This window comes from Actinomadura sp. KC06, assembly GCF_004348735.1.
GTDB lineage: Bacteria > Actinomycetota > Actinomycetes > Streptosporangiales > Streptosporangiaceae > Spirillospora.
In genome coordinates this window covers 118817-136846 of the sequence record NZ_SMKT01000003.1, presented here as the reverse complement: position 1 = coordinate 136846, position 18030 = coordinate 118817, and the positions used below count along the sequence as shown (strand labels likewise).

At 72.0% G+C, this 18030-nt stretch carries 16 protein-coding genes; 4 read left to right on the top strand and 12 right to left on the bottom strand.

Translation table 11 applies throughout. The annotated features are described in order from the left end of the window. Nucleotides 1-37: 37 nt before the first annotated feature. The 3 genes from E1287_RS02240 to E1287_RS02230 form a co-directional block, all read right to left on the bottom strand. Entirely contained in the window at nucleotides 38-610 is a 573-nt protein-coding gene (locus E1287_RS02240) for a hypothetical protein (RefSeq protein ID WP_131963024.1), read from the bottom strand. 5 nt (nucleotides 611-615) lie between these two features. Continuing rightward, nucleotides 616-1203: a hypothetical protein gene (locus tag E1287_RS02235; RefSeq protein WP_131963022.1), complete on the bottom strand. Its 588-nt coding sequence runs from the start codon at nucleotides 1201-1203 to the stop codon at nucleotides 616-618. Nucleotides 1204-1293: 90 nt separating this feature from the next. Beyond that, complete coding sequence (locus E1287_RS02230) at nucleotides 1294-3363, bottom strand: DUF6077 domain-containing protein (protein ID WP_131963020.1); 2070 nt, start codon at nucleotides 3361-3363, stop codon at nucleotides 1294-1296. 278 nt (nucleotides 3364-3641) lie between these two features. Between E1287_RS02230 and E1287_RS02225 the strand changes: the two genes are divergently transcribed. Then, the gene (locus tag E1287_RS02225) at nucleotides 3642-4094 is read left to right on the top strand and encodes a hypothetical protein (protein ID WP_131963018.1); all 453 of its coding nucleotides are present in this window, start codon (nucleotides 3642-3644) and stop codon (nucleotides 4092-4094) included. Nucleotides 4095-4131: 37 nt separating this feature from the next. On the opposite strand, the gene E1287_RS02220 is transcribed toward E1287_RS02225, so the two are convergent. From E1287_RS02220 to aceA, 5 genes are all read right to left on the bottom strand, one after another. Continuing rightward, nucleotides 4132-5115: an ATP-binding cassette domain-containing protein gene (locus E1287_RS02220; RefSeq protein WP_131963072.1), complete on the bottom strand. Its 984-nt coding sequence runs from the start codon at nucleotides 5113-5115 to the stop codon at nucleotides 4132-4134. A gap of 12 nt (nucleotides 5116-5127) precedes the next feature. Further along, nucleotides 5128-5931: an ABC-2 family transporter protein gene (locus E1287_RS02215; protein WP_243718514.1), complete on the bottom strand. Its 804-nt coding sequence runs from the start codon at nucleotides 5929-5931 to the stop codon at nucleotides 5128-5130. 32 nt (nucleotides 5932-5963) lie between these two features. Further along, the gene (locus tag E1287_RS02210) at nucleotides 5964-6752 is read right to left on the bottom strand and encodes an ABC-2 family transporter protein (RefSeq protein WP_131963016.1); all 789 of its coding nucleotides are present in this window, start codon (nucleotides 6750-6752) and stop codon (nucleotides 5964-5966) included. 114 nt (nucleotides 6753-6866) lie between these two features. Continuing rightward, nucleotides 6867-8381: a M1 family metallopeptidase gene (locus tag E1287_RS02205; RefSeq protein WP_131963014.1), complete on the bottom strand. Its 1515-nt coding sequence runs from the start codon at nucleotides 8379-8381 to the stop codon at nucleotides 6867-6869. 259 nt (nucleotides 8382-8640) lie between these two features. After that, nucleotides 8641-9924 carry an isocitrate lyase gene (gene aceA, locus E1287_RS02200; RefSeq protein WP_131963012.1) on the bottom strand — a complete coding sequence of 428 codons (1284 nt, stop codon included), beginning with the start codon at nucleotides 9922-9924 and terminating at the stop codon, nucleotides 8641-8643. Between the two features lie 117 nt (nucleotides 9925-10041). On the opposite strand from aceA, the gene E1287_RS02195 reads away from it, so the two are divergent. The 3 genes from E1287_RS02195 (at nucleotide 10042) to E1287_RS02185 (ending at nucleotide 13923) form a co-directional block, all read left to right on the top strand. After that, nucleotides 10042-11511 (top strand): XRE family transcriptional regulator, encoded by a 1470-nt coding sequence (locus E1287_RS02195; RefSeq protein ID WP_131963010.1) that lies wholly within the window; start codon nucleotides 10042-10044, stop codon nucleotides 11509-11511. A gap of 105 nt (nucleotides 11512-11616) precedes the next feature. Then, on the top strand, nucleotides 11617-12600 hold the full coding sequence (locus E1287_RS02190; RefSeq protein ID WP_207933971.1) for a glucosyl-3-phosphoglycerate synthase: 984 nt from the start codon (nucleotides 11617-11619) through the stop codon (nucleotides 12598-12600). 93 nt (nucleotides 12601-12693) lie between these two features. After that, complete coding sequence (locus E1287_RS02185; protein WP_131963006.1) at nucleotides 12694-13923, top strand: acyl-CoA dehydrogenase family protein; 1230 nt, start codon at nucleotides 12694-12696, stop codon at nucleotides 13921-13923. A 28-nt stretch (nucleotides 13924-13951) separates the two neighbouring features. On the opposite strand, the gene E1287_RS02180 is transcribed toward E1287_RS02185, so the two are convergent. The 4 genes from E1287_RS02180 to E1287_RS02160 form a co-directional block, all read right to left on the bottom strand. Continuing rightward, on the bottom strand, nucleotides 13952-14290 hold the full coding sequence (locus E1287_RS02180; RefSeq protein WP_131963004.1) for a hypothetical protein: 339 nt from the start codon (nucleotides 14288-14290) through the stop codon (nucleotides 13952-13954). Next, nucleotides 14247-14996 carry a hypothetical protein gene (locus E1287_RS02175; RefSeq protein WP_131963002.1) on the bottom strand — a complete coding sequence of 250 codons (750 nt, stop codon included), beginning with the start codon at nucleotides 14994-14996 and terminating at the stop codon, nucleotides 14247-14249. The genes E1287_RS02180 and E1287_RS02175 overlap by 44 nt, the downstream gene beginning before the upstream one ends. Before the next feature lie 68 nt (nucleotides 14997-15064). Continuing rightward, complete coding sequence (locus tag E1287_RS02170) at nucleotides 15065-15430, bottom strand: hypothetical protein (RefSeq protein WP_131963000.1); 366 nt, start codon at nucleotides 15428-15430, stop codon at nucleotides 15065-15067. A gap of 447 nt (nucleotides 15431-15877) precedes the next feature. Next, the gene (locus tag E1287_RS02160) at nucleotides 15878-18028 is read right to left on the bottom strand and encodes a trehalase family glycosidase (RefSeq protein ID WP_131962998.1); all 2151 of its coding nucleotides are present in this window, start codon (nucleotides 18026-18028) and stop codon (nucleotides 15878-15880) included. Between the last annotated feature and the right edge of the window lie 2 nt (nucleotides 18029-18030).

Genomic DNA, 18030 nt, shown 5'->3' with positions numbered 1-18030 from the left:
CGGTGGCGCCGGTCAGACGTCGTCGCCGGTTCGCCGGTCAGGCGTCGATGACCCGGTTCAGCAGGTCGCGGTAGCCGTGCAGCGCCAGGCGGAGCCGCTCGGTGTCGGGCCGCCCGTCCTTCGCGGAGTCCTCCGCGAGGCTCCGCCGGTGCGCGGCGATCGCGCGCCCGAGCGCGTCGACGGCGTCCGACGCGAGGCCGTCCGCCCGGCGGACGGCCTCGCCCGGGTCGTCGACGAACCCGGACTGCACCTCGCGCCAGCGCTCCCGGAACCGCTCGGCCTCGGCCGGGTCGAGCAGCGGCCCCGGCGATGCCGCCGGTTTGGAGCGCTCCGCCCGCGCAGATTGCGCGGCCTGCGCGGATGGCTTCGCCTGCTCGGATCGCTCCGTCCGCCCGGATGGCTTGGCCGGGACGGTGGGCGGCGGCGCCGTGGCAGGCGGCGCTGTGGCGGGGCCTGGCGCGTCCATCACGGGCGGCTTCGGCGCGGGACCGGCGACGTGCGTGTCGCCGGCCACGCCGGGATCGGCCGTCCCGGCGGCGCGGGCGCGCTCGTCCGCGGTGAGCCCGCCGCCCGGGCCCGGCGCCTTGCCCTCGGGTCGCCTGTGCTCCATCGGGGTCAGCTCCTCGGGGTGCGGTCGCCGGCGCCGCCCGCCGTGCCGCCGGTGCTGGCGGCAGGCGCGGCCAGCAGCTCGTCGAACAGGGCGCGGTAGTGCACCATGGCCTGCCGCAGGTCCTCGGTGGACGCCTGCTTGGACGCCGCCCGGTCGCTGATGGTGCGGGCGCGGCGGTAGTGGTCCATCGTGCGGCCGTGCTCCACCGACAGGTGGGCGACCTTGTCCTCGAAGCCGTGCGTCGGGTAGCCGCGCTCGCCCATCACCACCGTGACGAGGCCGTCGGCCTGCTCGACCGCCGCCTCCGGGGCGTCGACGAAGCGCTCCTGGACGCCGACCCACTGCTCGCGGTACTGCTCGCGCCGGCGCGGATCGAGGTCGTGCAGGTCGAGCTCCTCGTGTCGCTCCTCGCGGGAGCGCAGCTCGCGCTCGGCCGCCGCCCGGCCGCCCTGGCGCTCCACGGCCCGGTCGTACTCGGGGCCGAAGCGCTCCCGGAGCCGCCGCGTCCGGGCCCCGGTCCAGGCCAGGTACATGGCCGCGGCGAGGCCGGCGACGATGACAATGGCGATGACGACCCATATGGCGGTCGACATGGTTCCTCCAACGTGCGTCGGATCGAATGGGACGCCGATGCCCGTATAGCGGCGTTCAAAACGAACCACCATGAATCGGGCATGCGCGGGTCAGGTCGCAGGCGGGAAGAGGCAGACCAGCCGGCCGACGCGCCGGTCGCCCCCGTACCCGGCGTTCCGCAGCAGGTCCAGGCCGCGCTCGTCGCGGCGGCCCGCGCAGGCCACGTCCACCTTCGTTCGCGCCAGCGCCGCCGCGACCTCGGACGCCTCCGGCTTGGCGCTGCGCGGCCCGCGGACCGCCGCCGACAGCACCTTCCGGTCGTGGATGAACCGCGGCGGCACCGGCATCAGCTTCAGATAGTGGCTGTTCGGGTTGACGGCGTGCGTGCGGACGGTCAGCAGCGGCACGACCCGCATGACGCCGGGCGGCATCAGCACGAGGCCGTCCGGTCCCGCGAGCGCGACCACCTCCCGTGCCGTGCCTACGGCGGACGCCGGAACCTTCCACGCCGGACGCGACGCCACGGCGGACCCGTTCGACTCGGACCACACCGGCGTCCCGCCCACGACCAGCGCCACCGCGAGCACGGCGGCCGGGGCCCCGGTCGAGGCTGCGCGCGCAGGCCCGGGCCACCGCCCGATAGGAATCCGCACTGCGGCGAGCAGCCCGATCAGCGCGGGCGCGGGGACGACCCACATCGTCCGCCAGAGCACCTGGCCGGCGCCCGACGCGTCCGCCGCCGCCTCCAGGACCCCTGGGACGATCAGCACCGTCAGCACCGCCGCGACGCCGGTCGCGATCAGCGCGGGGACGCCGCGGCGGGCCGTCCACGGCGACAGCCACACCGCGCACCCGCCGATCACCCCGAGCGCGGCGTGCAGCAGGACCCACCGGTAGCTGCCCGGTGCGTCGTGCACCCTCCCGACCACGCTCGTGTCACCGTAGAGGAGCTTCACCGCGAGCGCCGTCCCGATTGGGTACACCACCGCCGCACACGCGACGAGGCCCGCCCGGACGCGTCCGGCGGCGATCAGCGCGACGGCGGCGGCACCGGCGACGAGCGGCACGACGAACACGGCCGACGAGGTCAGCCCCACCGCCGCGACCCCGGCGGCGGCGAGGAGGACCAGATCGCCACGGGTCCGCCGCTCCGCCCACCGCGTCAGGTACACGAACAGCAGCGGGATCAGCGCGGACACGAGCATCGCCTTGCCCTGCCACATGCGCAGCAGGTGGAACGAGCCGAGCGATGCCCCGCCCATCCCGCTCCACAGCAGGTACACCGCCGCGACCGCGAAGCACAGGGCGGCGTGGCGCGGCGCCCACGCCCTGACCAGCCGCCACAGCGCCCAGACGGCGACGAACGTCACCGCGGGCAGCAGCGCGTACCAGACGAAGGAGGCCGCGTGGACGCCGAGGACCCGCGCCACGGCCCCGGCGAGGACCTCGATCGACGCCACCGGCGGCTCGCCCGAGATCTCGTCCGCCCCGCCCGAGGTGAAGATCACGTCCTTGAGCGGGATCTCGCCGGTCGTCGCCGTCGCCACGGACCGCGAGATGAAGTACGCGTCGTCGCCGTCGGAGTTCACGATGAACAGCGACGCGATCGCGAACCCGGCGCCGGTGAGGAGCGCGAGCGGCGTCCCCCACCGCGTGTCGTCCTCGGCCCCGGACGAGTCCCGGACGCCGTCGTCCGCCTCGTCTTCGCCGTCCGGCGCCCCTCGACGGAGCAGCAGGTACGCGGCCGAGGCGGCGACGCTCACGATCCCCGGGAGCCACGCGCACCACCACGGGACGCCGGACGGATGCAGTCCCGCGGACGTCCCCGCCACCACCCCCGCGACCACCGAGACGACGATCAGCCACCGTGGCGCGGACCTCGCACGTCCGACCGGCAGCCTGGAAGGCTGTCGCCAGACCGGACCGGTCCACCACCCGCGCCGCGCGGCGTAGAGCCCGCCGATCGCCGCCGCACCGCCGAGCCACACCAGGAGCAGCACCCATGTGGGCGGACGGAAGAGCAGCCCGAGATGGTAGACGGCGGTCCACGCCGCGAAGAGCAGCACGACGCCGTCGGTGAACCCGTCCACCAGCCGGGTCGCCCGCGCCGGCGCGGCCCGGACGCGCGGTTCCGCGGCGCGGTCGAGCTCCCGGATCACCTGCGTTCCCCCTGTGCGCATGTGCGCGCCTCCTCACCGATTCCTCTGCCGGCGGGGGGAGGGCCGAGAGCGGTCGGAGGCACGGTGCCCTTTATTGATCTTGTTATGTATTCGACGCGGGATCCGGCCCGGGAGTTGGCCCGCACCGGCGATTCGCCTGCCGCCCGTCCGCCGCCGGGCGCCGTCCGTCGCGCCGAGTCGTCCCCGTCGGGCGGATTTACTGCGCTATGCCCGATGTGCATGCTGTGATTGGGGCGATACCGGAGCTGATTGACCGGAACGAATGGATGTGATGCGCGGTGCGCCACGCGATCGGCTTCTTCCTCGGCGTCCTGCTGACACCGGGGCTGGTGTACGGCGCGGCCTGGGGTTACGTGCAGGCCGGCCAGTCCTTCGACGGCACGGGCCAGGAGATCACCGACCGCACCCGCATCTACGGCGCGTTCGCCCTGCTGGCCGCGGTCGGCCTGGTGATGGGCGTGATCATCGTCGCGCGGTGGGCGTCGCCGCTGGTCTCGCTCGTCCCCGCGCTGGCGCTGCTCGGCTTCTCCGCCTGGTTCCTCATCGACCCGGACGGCGTCCTCGACCTGCCCGGCAAGGTGCCGCCCGCCGGCGACATGGACTTCGGCCTGCGGATGCTCCTCGGCTCCGGCGTGTACGGGATGATGGGGCTCGCGCTGCTGATGCCGGCGTGGGCGCCGCGCCGCTGGGGCTCCGGCCGCGAAGACGACACCGCCGACCTGGCCTTCTGACCATCCGGCGGCGTCGGCACCCCGCGCCGGCGCCCGGCTACGGCGCCACGGGACGGCCCGAGCGCCGGTACGCGTGGTCGCCGCGGTAGAGCCCGGCGAGCACGTCCTCGATCCCCGCCTCCCGCAGCGAGATGTCGCGGACGTCGTGGCTGCGGGCCAGCTCGGCCACCACCGCCGCCGCGTTCGCCGTGCGCGGCAGCCGCAGCCACTGCCGCGGCCCCTCCACCCGCTCCGCCTCGATGCCGTCCAGCGCGATCGGCGGGACCGGCCGGTCCAGCTCGACGACCAGCAGCCGGTCGGCGTCCACGGTGCGGCGCAGCTCGTCCAGGCCGCCGTCGTAGGCGAGCCGGCCGTGGTCGATGATCAGGACGCGCCGGCAGAGCCGCTCGATGTCGCCGAGGTCGTGCGTGGTCAGCAGGATCGTCGTGCCGCGCTCGGCGTTGATACGTTCCAGGAAGTCGCGGACGGTCGCCTTGCTCACCACGTCCAGGCCGATCGTCGGCTCGTCCAGGACGAGCAGCTCCGGGTCGTGCAGCAGCGCGGCGGCCAGGTCGCCGCGCATCCGCTGGCCCAGGCTGAGCTGCCGGACCGGCGTGTCCAGGAACGGCTCCAGCTCCAGCAGCGCGGTCAGCTCCGCCAGCCGCTCCCGGTGCGCGCCCGCCTCGACCCGGTACAGCCGCCGGACGAGCGTGAGGCTGTCGCGCAGCGGCAGGTCCCACCACAGCGTCGTCCGCTGCCCGAACACCACCCCGATCCGGCGGGCGAGCGAGGTGCGCCGCCGCGACGGGTCGAGCCCGCACACCCGCAGCCGCCCGGACGACGCGGTGAGGATCCCGGTCAGCATCTTGATCGTCGTGGACTTCCCGGCGCCGTTCGGGCCGAGGTACCCGACGAACTCACCCGGCTGGACGGTGAACGACACGCCGTCGACCGCGCGCAGCGGCGTCCGCGTCCGCCGCCGCGCGCCGCCCGGCCTGGTCCGGACGGTGAAGGACTTGACCACGTTCTCGGCTTGGATCATCGTCACCCGGCATCAGCTCCCTGTCGATCGGTAGTGCCGCAGCCCCGCCCGCCACGCCAGCGCCGCCGCCCCGCACAGCGCGGCGGCGACCAGCGGGGACGCGAACCGCGCCGCGCCCGGCAGCCCGAGCGGGTCGGCACGGTCCAGGACGTACAGCGCGGGCTGCCAGTTGACGAAGGCCAGCGGCACGACGAACGTCACGCCGCGGACGAAGTCGCGCGCGAACATCGTCATCGGGTACTGGGTGAGGAACCCGCCCCCGTAGGTGAGCGACTTGCTCGCGCCGTGGACGTCCACGACCACGAACTGCACCGCCGCCGTCAGCACCCACAGCGCCCCGAAGATGGCCGCCCCGGACAGCACCATGACCGGGACCATCGCCACGCGGCCGGGCGTCCACGCCACGTCCACCCGGGTCAGCGCGAACGCGAGCACCCCCGCCGCCGGGACGAGCTTGCCGAAGCGGCGCGGCGAGAACTCCTCCGTCGCGACCTGGACGAGCGGGCTCACCGGCCGCACCAGCATCGCGTCCAGCGTCCCCCGCCGCACGTGGTGCCCGAGCCGCTCGGTGCTGCCGAGCACGATGTCGGAGATCCCGAACGACAGCGCCGACGTCCCGTACAGGAACAGGACCTCCGACGCGCCGAACCCGGCGATGCGCGGCGCCTGCGAGAACAGCAGCACGATCGCGGCGGCGTCCAGGCCGGTGACGACGGCCGTCGCGAGGGCCAGCAGCACCATCGACACCGGGTACTGCGCCGCCGACCGGATCCACGTCCACACGAGCAGCCCGTACATCCGGCCCGCGTCAATCACCGTCGGCCCGTTCGCCGTCGGCCCGTTCGCGGTCAGCCACCGTGCACCACCAGCTTCCGCCGCGCCGCCCGCGTGACCAGCGCGCCCAGCCCGAGCAGGACCGCCGCCCACCCCGCCTGGAACGCCAGCGCGCCGATCAGCTCGGCGCCGCCGTAACGGCCGAGGAACACGTCCGCCGGCACCTGGATCATGGCCGCCCACGGCAGCGCCCGCGCGATCGCGCCGAGCGCCCCGGGGAACACGACCAGCGGCAGGATCATGCCGGAGAAGAACAGCGACATCACCAGCGTGACGGCGCTGAGGCCGCGGTCGTCGTGCAGCCAGAACATCCCCATCGCCACCAGGTAGCGCAGCCCGAAGCTCACCGTCACCGCGAGGACGAGCGCCGCCGCGAACGCGGCGAGGTTCGCCGGGGCCGGCGGGCGGAACGGGAACACCAGCGCCCCCGCCAGCAGCGGCGGCCCGGCGCGCAGCAGCAGCGAGCCCGCCGCGCGGCCGAGGTCGTCGGCCAGCCACCAGCCCTGCAGCCCCGCCGGCCGGTGCAGGTCGATCGCCACGTCGCCGTTGCGGATCCGCTCGGTCAGGTCCATCCCGCCGAAGATCTGGACCGGTCCGATCAGCGCCTGCGTGATGAAGCAGAACGTCACCGCGTCGATCTCGTCGTAGCCGCCGAGGGACGGGCGCGCCTGCCACAGCGCGATCAGCACGTACGCCCGCATGAACCCGAAGACGGTGTTGGTCACGGCCTCGGTGGCGGAACCGAGCGGATAAGCCGTGTGACGGCGGACGCCGTACCACCACACCCAAGGAAGAACACCCACTTGCCGAGAGCCTAAACAGGCGGGCCCGCCCCCACTACGTAATTTCGCACAGAATGCGCGATACGGGAACGGGCCCCGGCGTCTCCCGCCGGGGCCCGATTTCATATGCCGGTACTACTGGATCTCGGGCTTGATGGGGGAGAAGAGCCAGTCCTTGAAGAACGCGTCGAGGTCCTGGCCGGAGATCTGCTCCGTCAGGGCGATGAACTGGGCGGTGTCGGCGTTGCGGTCCTGGTACCGGGCGAGCCAGGTCCGCAGGACGGCGAAGAAGTCGTCGTCGCCGATCTTCTCGCGGAGCATCTGGATCATGATCGCGCCGCCGTTGTAGACGCGGTCGTTGAACATCGTGTCGCGCTGCGGGTCGCCGAGCACGACCGACCAGAACGGGCGGCCCGGACGGTCCGGGTACGGCCGCGCCGCGTACGTCGCGCGCGCCTGCAGGGCGGCGGAGCTGCCGCCGTGGACCTCGTTCCAGTGCCACGTGACCCAGGTCGCGAAGCTCTCGTTCAGCCAGATGTCGTCCCACTGCTTCGGCGACACGGTGTTGCCGAACCACTGGTGCGCCAGCTCGTGGACGATCGTGCCGACGCTGCGGACGGCCGAGTACACCGGCTTGCTCTGGGTCTCCAGCGAGAAGCCGAGCGGCTGCCCGTTGAAGCGGGCGTCGTCGGCGATGGCGCCGGTGCTGCTGAACGGGTACCTGCCGTAGATCTTCGCCAGCCCGTCGGTGACCTCGCTGGTGGTGTTGTAGAAGAAGTCCACCGCGTCAGGCTGGTTCGCCAGCAGTACGGGGTCGACGAAGGTGTAGTTGGGCACGCCGCCCGGCGTCTTGCCCTGCTTGACCTCCCACTTGCCGACGTCGATCGTGGTGAGGTAGCTCGCCATCGGGCTGTCCTCGCGCCACTTGAAGACCTCGGCACGGGTCTGCGCGCGGCGGCGGCTGAACGAGGCGACCGACCTGCGGTGCGAGACGAGCCGCCCGTTGGCGACGGCCTTCAGCCCCTGCGGCACGGTGAGGGTGTAGTCGTAGGTGGCCTTGTCGCTCGGGTGGTCGTTGACCGGGAACCAGGTGCTCGGCCCGTTGGGCTCCGCACCGACGAACGCGCCGTCCGGGGTGTGCAGGAAACCGTACGGGGAACCGAAGACGATCGGCGATCCGACGATCGTCTGCGGCACGCCGCCGTACTTGACGGCGGCCTTGAAGACCGAGCCCTTCCGCAACCCCTTGCGCGGCGTGATCGTCAATTCCTGGCCGCGGCGCTTGTAGTCCGCGCGGCGCCGGTCGACCGTGACCTGCTCGACGTCCATGCCGGACAGGTCGAGGTTGAACGACGACAGGTTCTGCGTGGCGCGGGCGGTGAGGGTCACCGTCCCGTCCAGCTGGTCGTAGTCGGGGTCGTAGCACAGGTCCAGCGAGTAGTGCAGGGCGTCGTAGCCGCCGTTGCCCTCAAGCGGGAAATAGGGGTCGCCGACACCCGAGGCGCCTGGGGTGTAGCGCCCGTTGTGGTGGCCCTTGTCGGCGGCGGACGCGGCCGGCGCGAGCGCCACGACGCTCACGGCCGCGACGGCGATCGGAAGCATTCGCCCGGGGTTCTCCCGGGACGGAATGAACCGGGTGTGACGCGCCATCGGAGATCCTCTCCCTCGAGTGATCAATAGCGCGCTCACGATCTACCTGATTTCGGGCGATGTCGAGATCCGTTGCCGGATGTGGCCGAAACCGTGTCCTCGCCGGGGACGGAAGATCGCCGGACGCGGCCCGTCCAGGTCGCCGGACCCGGACCCGTCCAGGTCGGTGCGGGTCCGGGCGGCCAGAAGGCCCCCGCGGGTGTAGGAACGCGGGGGCCTTCTGCTCAGGGGGTCGGCCCGAAGGGCGGCCGGCGAAGGGTCAGTGGAACTGGCCCTCTTCGGTCGAGCCCTTCAGCGCCGTGGTGGACGAGTCCGGGTTGATCGCGGTGCTGACGAGGTCGAAGTAGCCGGTTCCGGCCTCGCGCTGGTGCTTGACCGCCGTGAAGCCCCTCTCCGCCGCCGCGAACTCGCGCTCCTGCAGGTCGACGTAGGCCGTCATGCCCTCGCGGGCGTAGCCGTGGGCCAGGTCGAACATGCCGTAGTTGAGCGCGTGGAAGCCCGCCAGGGTGATGAACTGGAACGTGTAGCCCATGTGGCCGAGCTCGCGCTGGAACTTCGCGATGGTCGAGTCGTCCAGGTGCGCCTTCCAGTTGAAGGACGGCGAGCAGTTGTAGGCCAGCATCTGGTCCGGGTAGTCGGCCTTGACGGCCTCGGCGAACCGGCGGGCCTGCTCCAGGTCCGGGGTGCCGGTCTCCATCCAGATCAGGTCGGAGTGCGGCGCGTACGCCTTGGCGCGGGCGATGCAGGGCTCGATGCCGTTGCGCACCCGGTAGAAGCCCTCGGCGGTGCGATCGCCCGTCACGAACTCGCGGTCGCGCTCGTCCACGTCCGTCGTGATCAGGGTCGCGGCCTCGGCGTCGGTCCGCGCGATGATCAGTGACGGCACGCCGGACACGTCGGCGGCGAGCCGGGCGGCGTTGAGGGTCTTGACGTGCTGCGAGGTCGGGATGAGGACCTTGCCGCCGAGGTGGCCGCACTTCTTCTCGGAGGCCAGCTGGTCCTCCCAGTGCACGCCCGCGGCGCCCGCGGCGATCATGCCCTTCATCAGCTCGAAGGCGTTCAGCACGCCGCCGAAGCCGGCCTCGGCGTCCGCGACGATCGGCGCGAGGAAGTGGGTGTCGCCCTCGCCCTCCGCCCACTGGACCTGGTCGGCGCGCATGAGCGCGTTGTTGATGCGCCGCACGACGGCCGGGACCGAGTTCGCCGGGTAGATGCTCTGGTCGGGGTAGGTCTGGCCCGCGAGGTTGGCGTCCGCCGCCACCTGCCAGCCGGACAGGTAGATGGCCTTGAGGCCCGCCTTCACCTGCTGGACGGCCTGGAGCCCGGTCAGCGCGCCGAGAGCGTTGACGTAGTCCTCTTCGTGCAGCAGCGTCCAGAGCCGCTCGGCGCCGAGGCGCGCGAGCGTGTGCTCCTCCTGGACCGAACCGCGGATGCGCACGACGTCCTCGGCCGTATAGGTCCGCTCGACGCCCTTCCATCGCGGGTCGGTCTCCCACTGCCGCCGCAGCTCATCGGCTGCGCCCTTGAGGCGACTGTCAGTCATCGTCTTGCCCTTCCGTGTCGTCCCCTGGGTGCTTGTGGACGACTATGCCCCGGTCGCAACCCCTTAATGAACCGAGCAGTAACGAAAGAAGTGCGATATTTCCGCTACCATGAAGCCGTGACGACCTTGCGACCAGAAGAACCCCTCAACTTCACGAGTGACGTCGACCTCGTCACCTTCGGCCAGCGGCTCCGCCATCTCCGGCGCGGCCGCGGGATGACGCTGTCGGAGCTCGGCGAGCGCGTCGGGCGCGCCCCGTCCCAGCTGTCCCTGCTGGAGAACGGCCGGCGCGAGCCGAAGCTGTCGCTGCTGCAGTCCCTCGCCGCCGCCCTGGAATGCCCGGTCGAGGAGCTGCTGCGGCGCCAGCCGCCCAGCCGCCGCGCGCAGCTGGAGATCGAGCTGGAGGAGGCGCAGCGCGACCCGCTCTACCGGACGCTCGGCCTCTCCCACCTCAGGGTCGGCAAGCGGATGCCGAACGAGGTGATCGAGCACATCCTCGCGCTGTACGGGGAGCTGAAGCGCAGCCGGACGAAGCCGACCGCGAGCCCCGAGGAGGCGCGCAAGGCCAACGCCGAGCTGCGCCGCCAGATGCACGAGCGCGGCAACCACTTCCCCGAGATCGAGCGGATCGCGTCCCAGACCCTCGACGCCGTCGGCTACCGGCGCGGCGCCGTGTCGCAGGGGCTGCTGATGACGCTGGTCGGCCACTTCGGGTTCAGCTTGCAGTACGTCCAGGACCTGCCGCGCTCCGTCCGGTCCGTCACCGACCTGCGCAACCGGCGGATCTACCTGGAGCGCGAGCAGCTCGGCATGCACACCCCGCGGACGATCCTGCTGCAGACCCTCGGGCACATCGCGCTCGACCACGACCAGCCCCGCGACTTCGCCGACTTCCTGCGCCAGCGTGTCGAGGCCAACTACTTCGGCGCCGCGATCCTGATCCCGGAGCGCAGCGCCGTCCCGTTCCTGCAGGAGGCCAAGGCCGCGCGGGAGCTGTCGGTGGAGGACCTCGCGGACGTCTTCTCCGTCTCCTACGAGATGGCCGCGCACCGCTTCACCAACGTCGCGACCCACCACCTCGACCTGCAGCTGCACTTCACCAAGAACGACGAGAACGGCACCATCTACAAGGCGTACGCCAACGACGGCCTGAACTTCCCCCAGGACGAGGACGGCGCCATCGAGGGCCAGCGGATGTGCCGTGAATGGGCCGGACGGCACGTGTTCGGCGCCGCCGACCGCTTCTCCGTCTACTACCAGTACACCGACACCCCGAGCGGGACTTACTGGTGCCTGTCGCACATCGACCCCAGCCACGAGCGCGACTTCGCGATCACGCTGGGCGTCCGGTTCGAGGACTCGCGCTGGTTCCGCGGCCGGGAGTCGACCCGGCGCCGCAAGTCGTCCTGCCCGGACGGCGACTGCTGCCAGCGGCCCCCGAGGGAGCTGTCCGACCGGTGGGAGGGCATGGCGTGGCCGTCGGCCCGCGCGCACTCGCACGTCCTGTCCGTCCTGCCGCCGGGGGCGTTCCCGGGCGTGGACGAGGCGGACGTCTACGAATTCCTGGACAGGCACGCCGCCGAATGACCTCGGGCCCGTCCCGTCCGGTGGTGAATGTTCTGGGAGGATCTGGCGTTCCCTAGAAGAGGACGGACGCCGGGTCCCGGACGGCCCGCACGGGAGGGAGAGCGCGTGCTGCCAGAGGTCGCATCGTGGTTGGCCCGCCGCACCAGCGCGGCGGAGGACTGGCCGCCGCGGCTGCTGCTCGCCGCCAAGGGCGACGCGCGGATCAGCGTCGTGCTGCCCGCGCGCGACGAGGAGGCGACGGTCGGGGCGATCGTCGCCGCCGTCCGGCGCGACCTGGTCGAGCGGATCCCGCTGGTGGACGAGATCGTCGTGGTCGACTCCCGCTCCGCCGACCGGACCGCCGCCGTGGCAGCCGCGGCGGGCGCCGAGGTCGTCGCGCAGGACGCCGTCCTGCCCGGGCACGGCCGCATGTCCGGCAAGGGCGAGGCGCTGTGGAAGTCCCTCGCGGTGACGTCCGGCGACCTGATCGTCTTCGTGGACGCCGACCTGCGCGAGTTCACCTCGTCCTACGTGACGGGCCTGCTGGGGCCGCTGCTCACCGACCCGTCCGTCGGCTACGTCAAAGGCTGCTATGACCGCCCCCTCGTCGACGGCGAACGGCGCGTGGAGGGCGGCGGCGGACGGGTGACCGAGCTGGTCGCGCGCCCGCTGATCAACCTGCACTGGCCGCAGCTCGCCGGAGTGATGCAGCCTCTGGGCGGCGAGTACGCCGGACGCCGCACGCTGCTGGAGCGCCTCCCGTTCGTCACCGGCTACGGCGTCGAACTGGGCCTCCTCCTGGACATCTACCACGACTCCGGTCTCGACGCGATCGCGCAGGTCGACCTCGGACGCCGCGTCCACGCGCACCAGTCGACCGAAGCCCTCGGGGCGATGTCGGGCCAGATCATGCTGACCGCCTGGTCGCGGCTGGAGCGGCACGGCCGGATGATGCCGCTCGAAGCCCCGTCCACCGCGCTGACCCGCTTCCACCGCGCCGCGGACGGCCACGACGCCCGCACGACCGACGTGGCCGTGGGGGAGCGTCCCCCGATGATCGAGGTCCCCGGCTACGCCGCCGCGCGCTCGTTCTCGCCCGGCCGCCACTAGCCGCGCTGTGGCGTCGGCCACGGTGTTACCCGCGGTAACCCGGGATGGTGCTACCGTTGGTAACAGCGATATTGGAGGAAGGGTCAATTAGCCATGACGAGCGCCGAACCGACGCCCTTCTCGCTGGAGCCGAGCGAGGACGTCCGCGAGGTCAGGGACTGGGTCCACGGGTTCGCCAGGGACGTCATCCGTCCCGCCGCCGAGGAGTGGGACGAGCGCGAGGAGACCCCCTGGCCGCTGATCCAGGAGGCGTCCAAGGTCGGCATCTACTCACTCGACTTCTTCGCCACCCAGTGGCTCGAGCCGACCGGCCTCGGCATCCCCGTCGCGTTCGAGGAACTGTTCTGGGGCGACGCGGGCATCGGGCTGTCCATCGTGGGCACCGGCCTCGCCGCCGCGTCCATCGCCGCCGTCGGCACCAACGAGCAGATCGCCGAGTGGGTCCCGCAGATGTTCGGCACCCCGGACGACGTCCGCCTCGGCGCGTTCTGCGCGTCCGAGCCCGACGCCGGCAGCGACGTCGGGGCCATCCGCACCCGCGCCGTCTTCGACGAGGCCAAGGACGAATGGGTGCTGAACGGCACCAAGACCTGGGCGACGAACGGCGGCATCGCCGACGTCCACATCATCGTCGCGTCCGTGCACCCCGACCTGGGCAGCCGCGGCCAGGCCAGCTTCATCGTCCCGCCGAACACCCTGGGCCTGCGGCAGGGCCAGAAGTTCAAGAAGCACGGCATCCGCGCGTCCCACACCGCCGAGGTGATCCTGGACGACGTCCGCCTCCCCAGCGGCAACATCGTCGGCGGCAAGGAGAAGTTCGACGAGCGCGTCGCGCGGACCCGCGAGGGCAAGCGCTCCAAGGGCCAGGCCGCGCTGAAGACGTTCGAGACCACCCGTCCGTCCGTGGGCGCGATGGCCCTCGGCATCGGCCGCGCCGCCTACGACTACGCTCTGCAGTACGCGCGCGAGCGCGAGCAGTTCGGCCGGAAGATCGGCGACTTCCAGGCCGTCGCGTTCAAGCTGGCCGACATGAAGTGCCGCCTGGACGCCGCGCGCCTCATGGTGTGGCGGGCGGCGTGGATGGCCCGCACCGGCAAGGACTTCGAGAACGCCGAGGGCTCGATGGCCAAGCTGATGGCGAGCGAGATGGCGGTGAACGTCACCGAGGAGGCCATCCAGATCCTCGGCGGCAACGGCTACACCCGCGACTACCCGGTCGAGCGCATGCACCGTGACGCCAAGATCTTCACCATCTTCGAGGGCACCTCGGAGATCCAGCGCCTGGTCATCGGCCGCACCGTCACCGGCCTCCCCGTCAGATAACAGCTGACCTGCACGAACGACCGGATCCTCAACGGCTCTCGCCGGACGGCGCCACGCCCTCCGCAACGCCGCGGCCGCGGTCTCCCACCCGATTGGGAGACGGTTGGGAGACGATCACCTGAAGGTGGGGCGTGGCGACGGCCGCCCGCCGTGCGGCGAGCAGTCCGTTCAACAGCGGCACCGGGGACGTCGGGCAGATCGCCAGCCGCTCGTCCAGCGTCGCCTCCCACCGCGCCTGCAGCCGCGCCCGCAGTTGGTCCCGCATGAACGGGGAGACGTGCGCGTAAGTGCCGCCGATCCCAGGCATCGAGTGGCCGAGACGGTCATGGGTGAGGATCGTGGGGGTGGCGATCTCGTCCAGCCACACCCGGCGCGAGTGCCGTAACTTGTGGGGGGGTCATGCGCGGATTGATCGGCAGCCATGACGTCAGCCCCAGTTCCCGTATGTGCCCGGCCGCGCGGGCGGCGGCGATGCGGGGTTGGTGCGTGTGCTTGTCTCCGCTGGGGGAGGTGCACGCCTTACCGGCCGCGGCCCTGCAGCGGGGGCAGTCGACCGCGCGGGCGTCGACGACGGGTTGGTCGTAGCGGGGGAGCCCTCGTACCACCGGCGGCGCCCAAGTGGTGCCGGACGCTGCGGGCCATGTCGGGGTAACGGGCACGCCCGGCCAGCCTTCCGCCATGTCGACCATGACCGGGCGGGCCGGTGCACCGCTGGACCGTCCCCGCCGTGGACGGCGGGCCGGGACCCAGCCGGTCACGGCCTTCTCCCACGGGTGGGTGGCGTAGGTCCCGTGCAGGTGGTGCCCTCCCCGCTTGTTGAGGAACAGGAACCGGCCGCCGCCGCACCCGTCGTCCCCGCAGTCGCACGATGCCGGATGGCGGTCCGCCATCTGCCGGGTGAGCAGAGCGGCCAGAAACGGCGGCAGATCGACCGCGCCGAAGTAGTGCGGGTGGTCATTGCGGTAGGAGCCCTCCTTGGGGGGCTCGAGCTCGAACGGACGGCCATCCGGCGGTCCCAACTGCACGTCGATGGTCAGCCTGGTCGCCGCTACGTGGTGGTGTTGCAGGCCCATGAGTTCACCCCACCGCAGCCCGCACCAGGCGCACACGGTCCACATGACGAACTCGTCGTCACGTCCGGTCAGAAGGGCGCACCGTTCGGCCAGCAGCAGCGCCTGCAGAGGTGTCGCCCATGGGGCTCGCTGCGGGCTGCCTGGGCGCGCCGCTCGACCACCTTGCCTCGCCGTCTGCGGCGCTCGGCGGCGTTGACGTCGACCAATCCGGCATCGCGGGCATCGCCGAGGATCGTTGAGAGCAGATTGCGGGCGTTGTCGACAGTGTTGAGGGCATAGCGGCGGCGCAGCCCGATCTCCCATGCCTGGACCTGCTCCCGGTCGAAGAGCGTGTTGACGGGCGAGTCACCGAAAGTCGGGTAGATCCGAATTCGCAGGTGACGTTCGTAGGTGGTGCCGCTGTTGTCCTTGATGTCCTGTGCCGGCAGCCACACCTTCTCGATCCATTCTTGGAGCGGCCACCCTTCGAACAGCTTGGCGAGTTCGGCGTCGACGTCGACGTTGATGAATCAGAAGTTGATGTTCTCTCGGTGGCCGGGCGCGATGAACGACAGTAGCTCGTCGGGCACGTCGCGACCCTGCCCACGCAGTTCGCCGACCGCGATGCCGTAATACTCGACCGTCCAACAGACGACGGCGTTGGTGAGCAGGGTGAGGCCCCGCCACGCTCACCGCATCCGCCTGGCGAACCCTGAGTAACCACGCCATCCGAACCGCCCGCGACCACGCCCGCCAGACTCCCGACTGAACCCACCCACCGAAAAATGCAAAGTACCGCCTCGACCGGATCGGGCAGCCGGTCGTCCCGCCTCGGCGTCGTAGACCCGTGAGGGACGGGCCGCTCGGAGCCGGTCTCCGTGCGGCCCGTCCGGTGTGGTCGGTCAGTCGAGGGCCAGCAGCAGGGCCGCGGACCAGCTGAAGTTGGTCGAGTTCAGGGGCGCGCCCGTCAGCGGGTTGTAGTTCTCCATGATCGGTCCGTTGCCCTGCAGGCCCGCCGCTGAGCCGCGCAACCGGTCGGCGAGCGCGGTGGCTTCGCCGCTGTAGCCGTACCTTTGCAGGCCCTTCAGGGAGAAGTACGCCTGGTCGAGCCAGACGGGGCCGCGCCAGTACTTCTCAGGGGCGAAGTACGGCGAGCTCTTCGACACCGTCGGGAACGGCATGTGGGTGGCGAACTCGCCCGGGTCGGTCAGCTTGCCGCGTACGGCGGCGGCCTGCGGCCGGGTCGCGACCCCGGCCCAGAGCGGGATCGCCCCTTCGATGCCGCGGCCGCGGTCGACGAGGCGCCGTCCCGTCGCGAGGTCGGCGTCGTAGAAGAAGCCGGTCGCGGGGTCGTACATCTTCTGCTGGACGGCGGCGGTCAGCGTGCGTGCCTGCGCGGTCAGGCGCTCGGACGCCGCAAGGTGGCCGAGCCGTTTCGCGATCGCCGCCAGGTAGCCCTTCTCGGCCGCGAGGTAGGAGTTGAGGTCGACCGACTCCTGGTTCAACGAGTAGCCGACGAGGCGTCCGGCGGCGTCGCGGTTCTCGACGACCGCGGTGCCCAGGGCGGCGTCGAAGCGCGGGGCGTTGTCCATGCCGCTCTCCCACGCGGCGGCCAGCCGCCGGGCCTCCGGGCTGTCGTTGGACGGGTCGACGGTGGCGCCGTACTCGGCCAGGCCGTCGCCGTCGTGGTCCCGGTTTCGGTACCACCAGTCGTGGTAGGCGACGAGCTTGGGATACATCTCCCGCAGGAACCGGACGTCCCCGCTCTGCCGGTGGACCTCCCACACCGCCCAGGCGGCCAGCGGCGGCTTGGTGTTGCGCTCGTTCCAGTTGCCGCCGCCGCGCGGCGGGTCGTTGTAGAACAGGACGTCGGGGATCATGCCCGCGTCCTGCGGGCGCGTCGGCGAGTCCGGCGTGACCTGGTGCTCGAACATCGACCTGAGCTGCGACTCGGCGAGCGCGGGGTCGAAGCCCGCGACGCCGACCGCCTGCTTCCAGGTGTCCCAGGCCCACAGGCCGCCGGTGAACCACTTATAGGAGATGGACGGGGTGATGCCGTCGTGCCCGAGCCTCCCGGCCGGGCCGCGCCAGTTGGTGACCAGGGTTTCGAGCGCCTTGACCGCGAGCCGCCGCCGTGCCGCGGGCACGTCGCTGGTGACGGCGGCGACGTACCGGCGCCAGCGCGCGTCCGTGCCGTGGACCGCCTTGTCCGGCCGCCGCAGCAGGTCCCGGACGACCGGGGTCTCGCGTTCGCGTTCGGCGGCGGTGAAGGTGTAGGTCTCCGTCCAGGCGAGGTCGGACGAACGGCGCGGCGCCACGGTGAGCGGGCGGGCCAGGTCGGTCCGGTAGGAGTCGCCGGTGACGGTGGTGCGGACGGGGCCGTCGTGCGCTATCTCGAACCGCTCGGTGCCGTCGGTGAGGTAGTCCCACGTCTCGCGCACCCGGGCGAAGCCGACCGCGACGCCGTGTGCGGTGGCGTGCAGGGACGGCGCGCTCTTCATCGGCTCGGTGTCCGGGCGCAGCAGCGTCCCCGTCCAGCCGACCTGCAGTGTCCGGGGACGGTTCCCTGTGTTGGCGAGGTGGGCGCGCACGAGCGCGGTGTGGCCGGAGGCGAACCGCAGTTCAAGCGTGAGCCGCAGCCCGGGCAGCTCGTAGGTCTGCCGCAGCATCCCGGGCAGCGCGGTGAACCGCGGGTCGCGTGCGGCGCCGAGGTCGATGTCGCGGCCGTCCTCGCGCAACCGGATGCGGCTGAACGCCCTGCTCAGCCACCACGGGTACTCCTGGGCGATGTAGAGCGGGCCCGAGAATCCGCCGAAGGCGTCCTTGTCTCCCGGTCGCGGCAGCGCGTAGGCGTGCCAGGCGCCGCGGTCGGCGAACACGTTGATCTCGTTGATCTCCGCGGGCAGCGCCTTGGCGGGGACGCCGTGCAGGTCGAGCACGTCGGCGTACCCGTCGGGCCCGGGGGCCGCCATCGCGGGCGGCACGGGGACGGCGGTGGCGAGGAGGGTGGAGCCGAGCGTCAGCCCGGCCAGGACGTGCAGCGATCGTCGCATGA

What these genes read in the sequence shown, in the direction of transcription:
- E1287_RS02235 (WP_131963022.1), bottom strand. Translation starts at nt 1,203, where the DNA reads ATGTCGACCGCCATATGGGTCGTCATCGCCATTGTCATCGTCGCCGGC.
- E1287_RS02160 (WP_131962998.1), bottom strand. Translation starts at nt 18,028, where the DNA reads ATGCGACGATCGCTGCACGTCCTGGCCGGGCTGACGCTCGGCTCCACC.
- E1287_RS02240 (WP_131963024.1), bottom strand. Translation starts at nt 610, where the DNA reads ATGGAGCACAGGCGACCCGAGGGCAAGGCGCCGGGCCCGGGCGGCGGG.
- E1287_RS02175 (WP_131963002.1), bottom strand. Translation starts at nt 14,996, where the DNA reads ATGGGCCTGCAACACCACCACGTAGCGGCGACCAGGCTGACCATCGAC.
- E1287_RS02220 (WP_131963072.1), bottom strand. Translation starts at nt 5,115, where the DNA reads ATGATCCAAGCCGAGAACGTGGTCAAGTCCTTCACCGTCCGGACCAGG.
- aceA (WP_131963012.1), bottom strand. Translation starts at nt 9,924, where the DNA reads ATGACTGACAGTCGCCTCAAGGGCGCAGCCGATGAGCTGCGGCGGCAG.
- E1287_RS02185 (WP_131963006.1), top strand. Translation starts at nt 12,694, where the DNA reads ATGACGAGCGCCGAACCGACGCCCTTCTCGCTGGAGCCGAGCGAGGAC.
- E1287_RS02205 (WP_131963014.1), bottom strand. Translation starts at nt 8,381, where the DNA reads ATGGCGCGTCACACCCGGTTCATTCCGTCCCGGGAGAACCCCGGGCGA.
- E1287_RS02230 (WP_131963020.1), bottom strand. Translation starts at nt 3,363, where the DNA reads ATGCGCACAGGGGGAACGCAGGTGATCCGGGAGCTCGACCGCGCCGCG.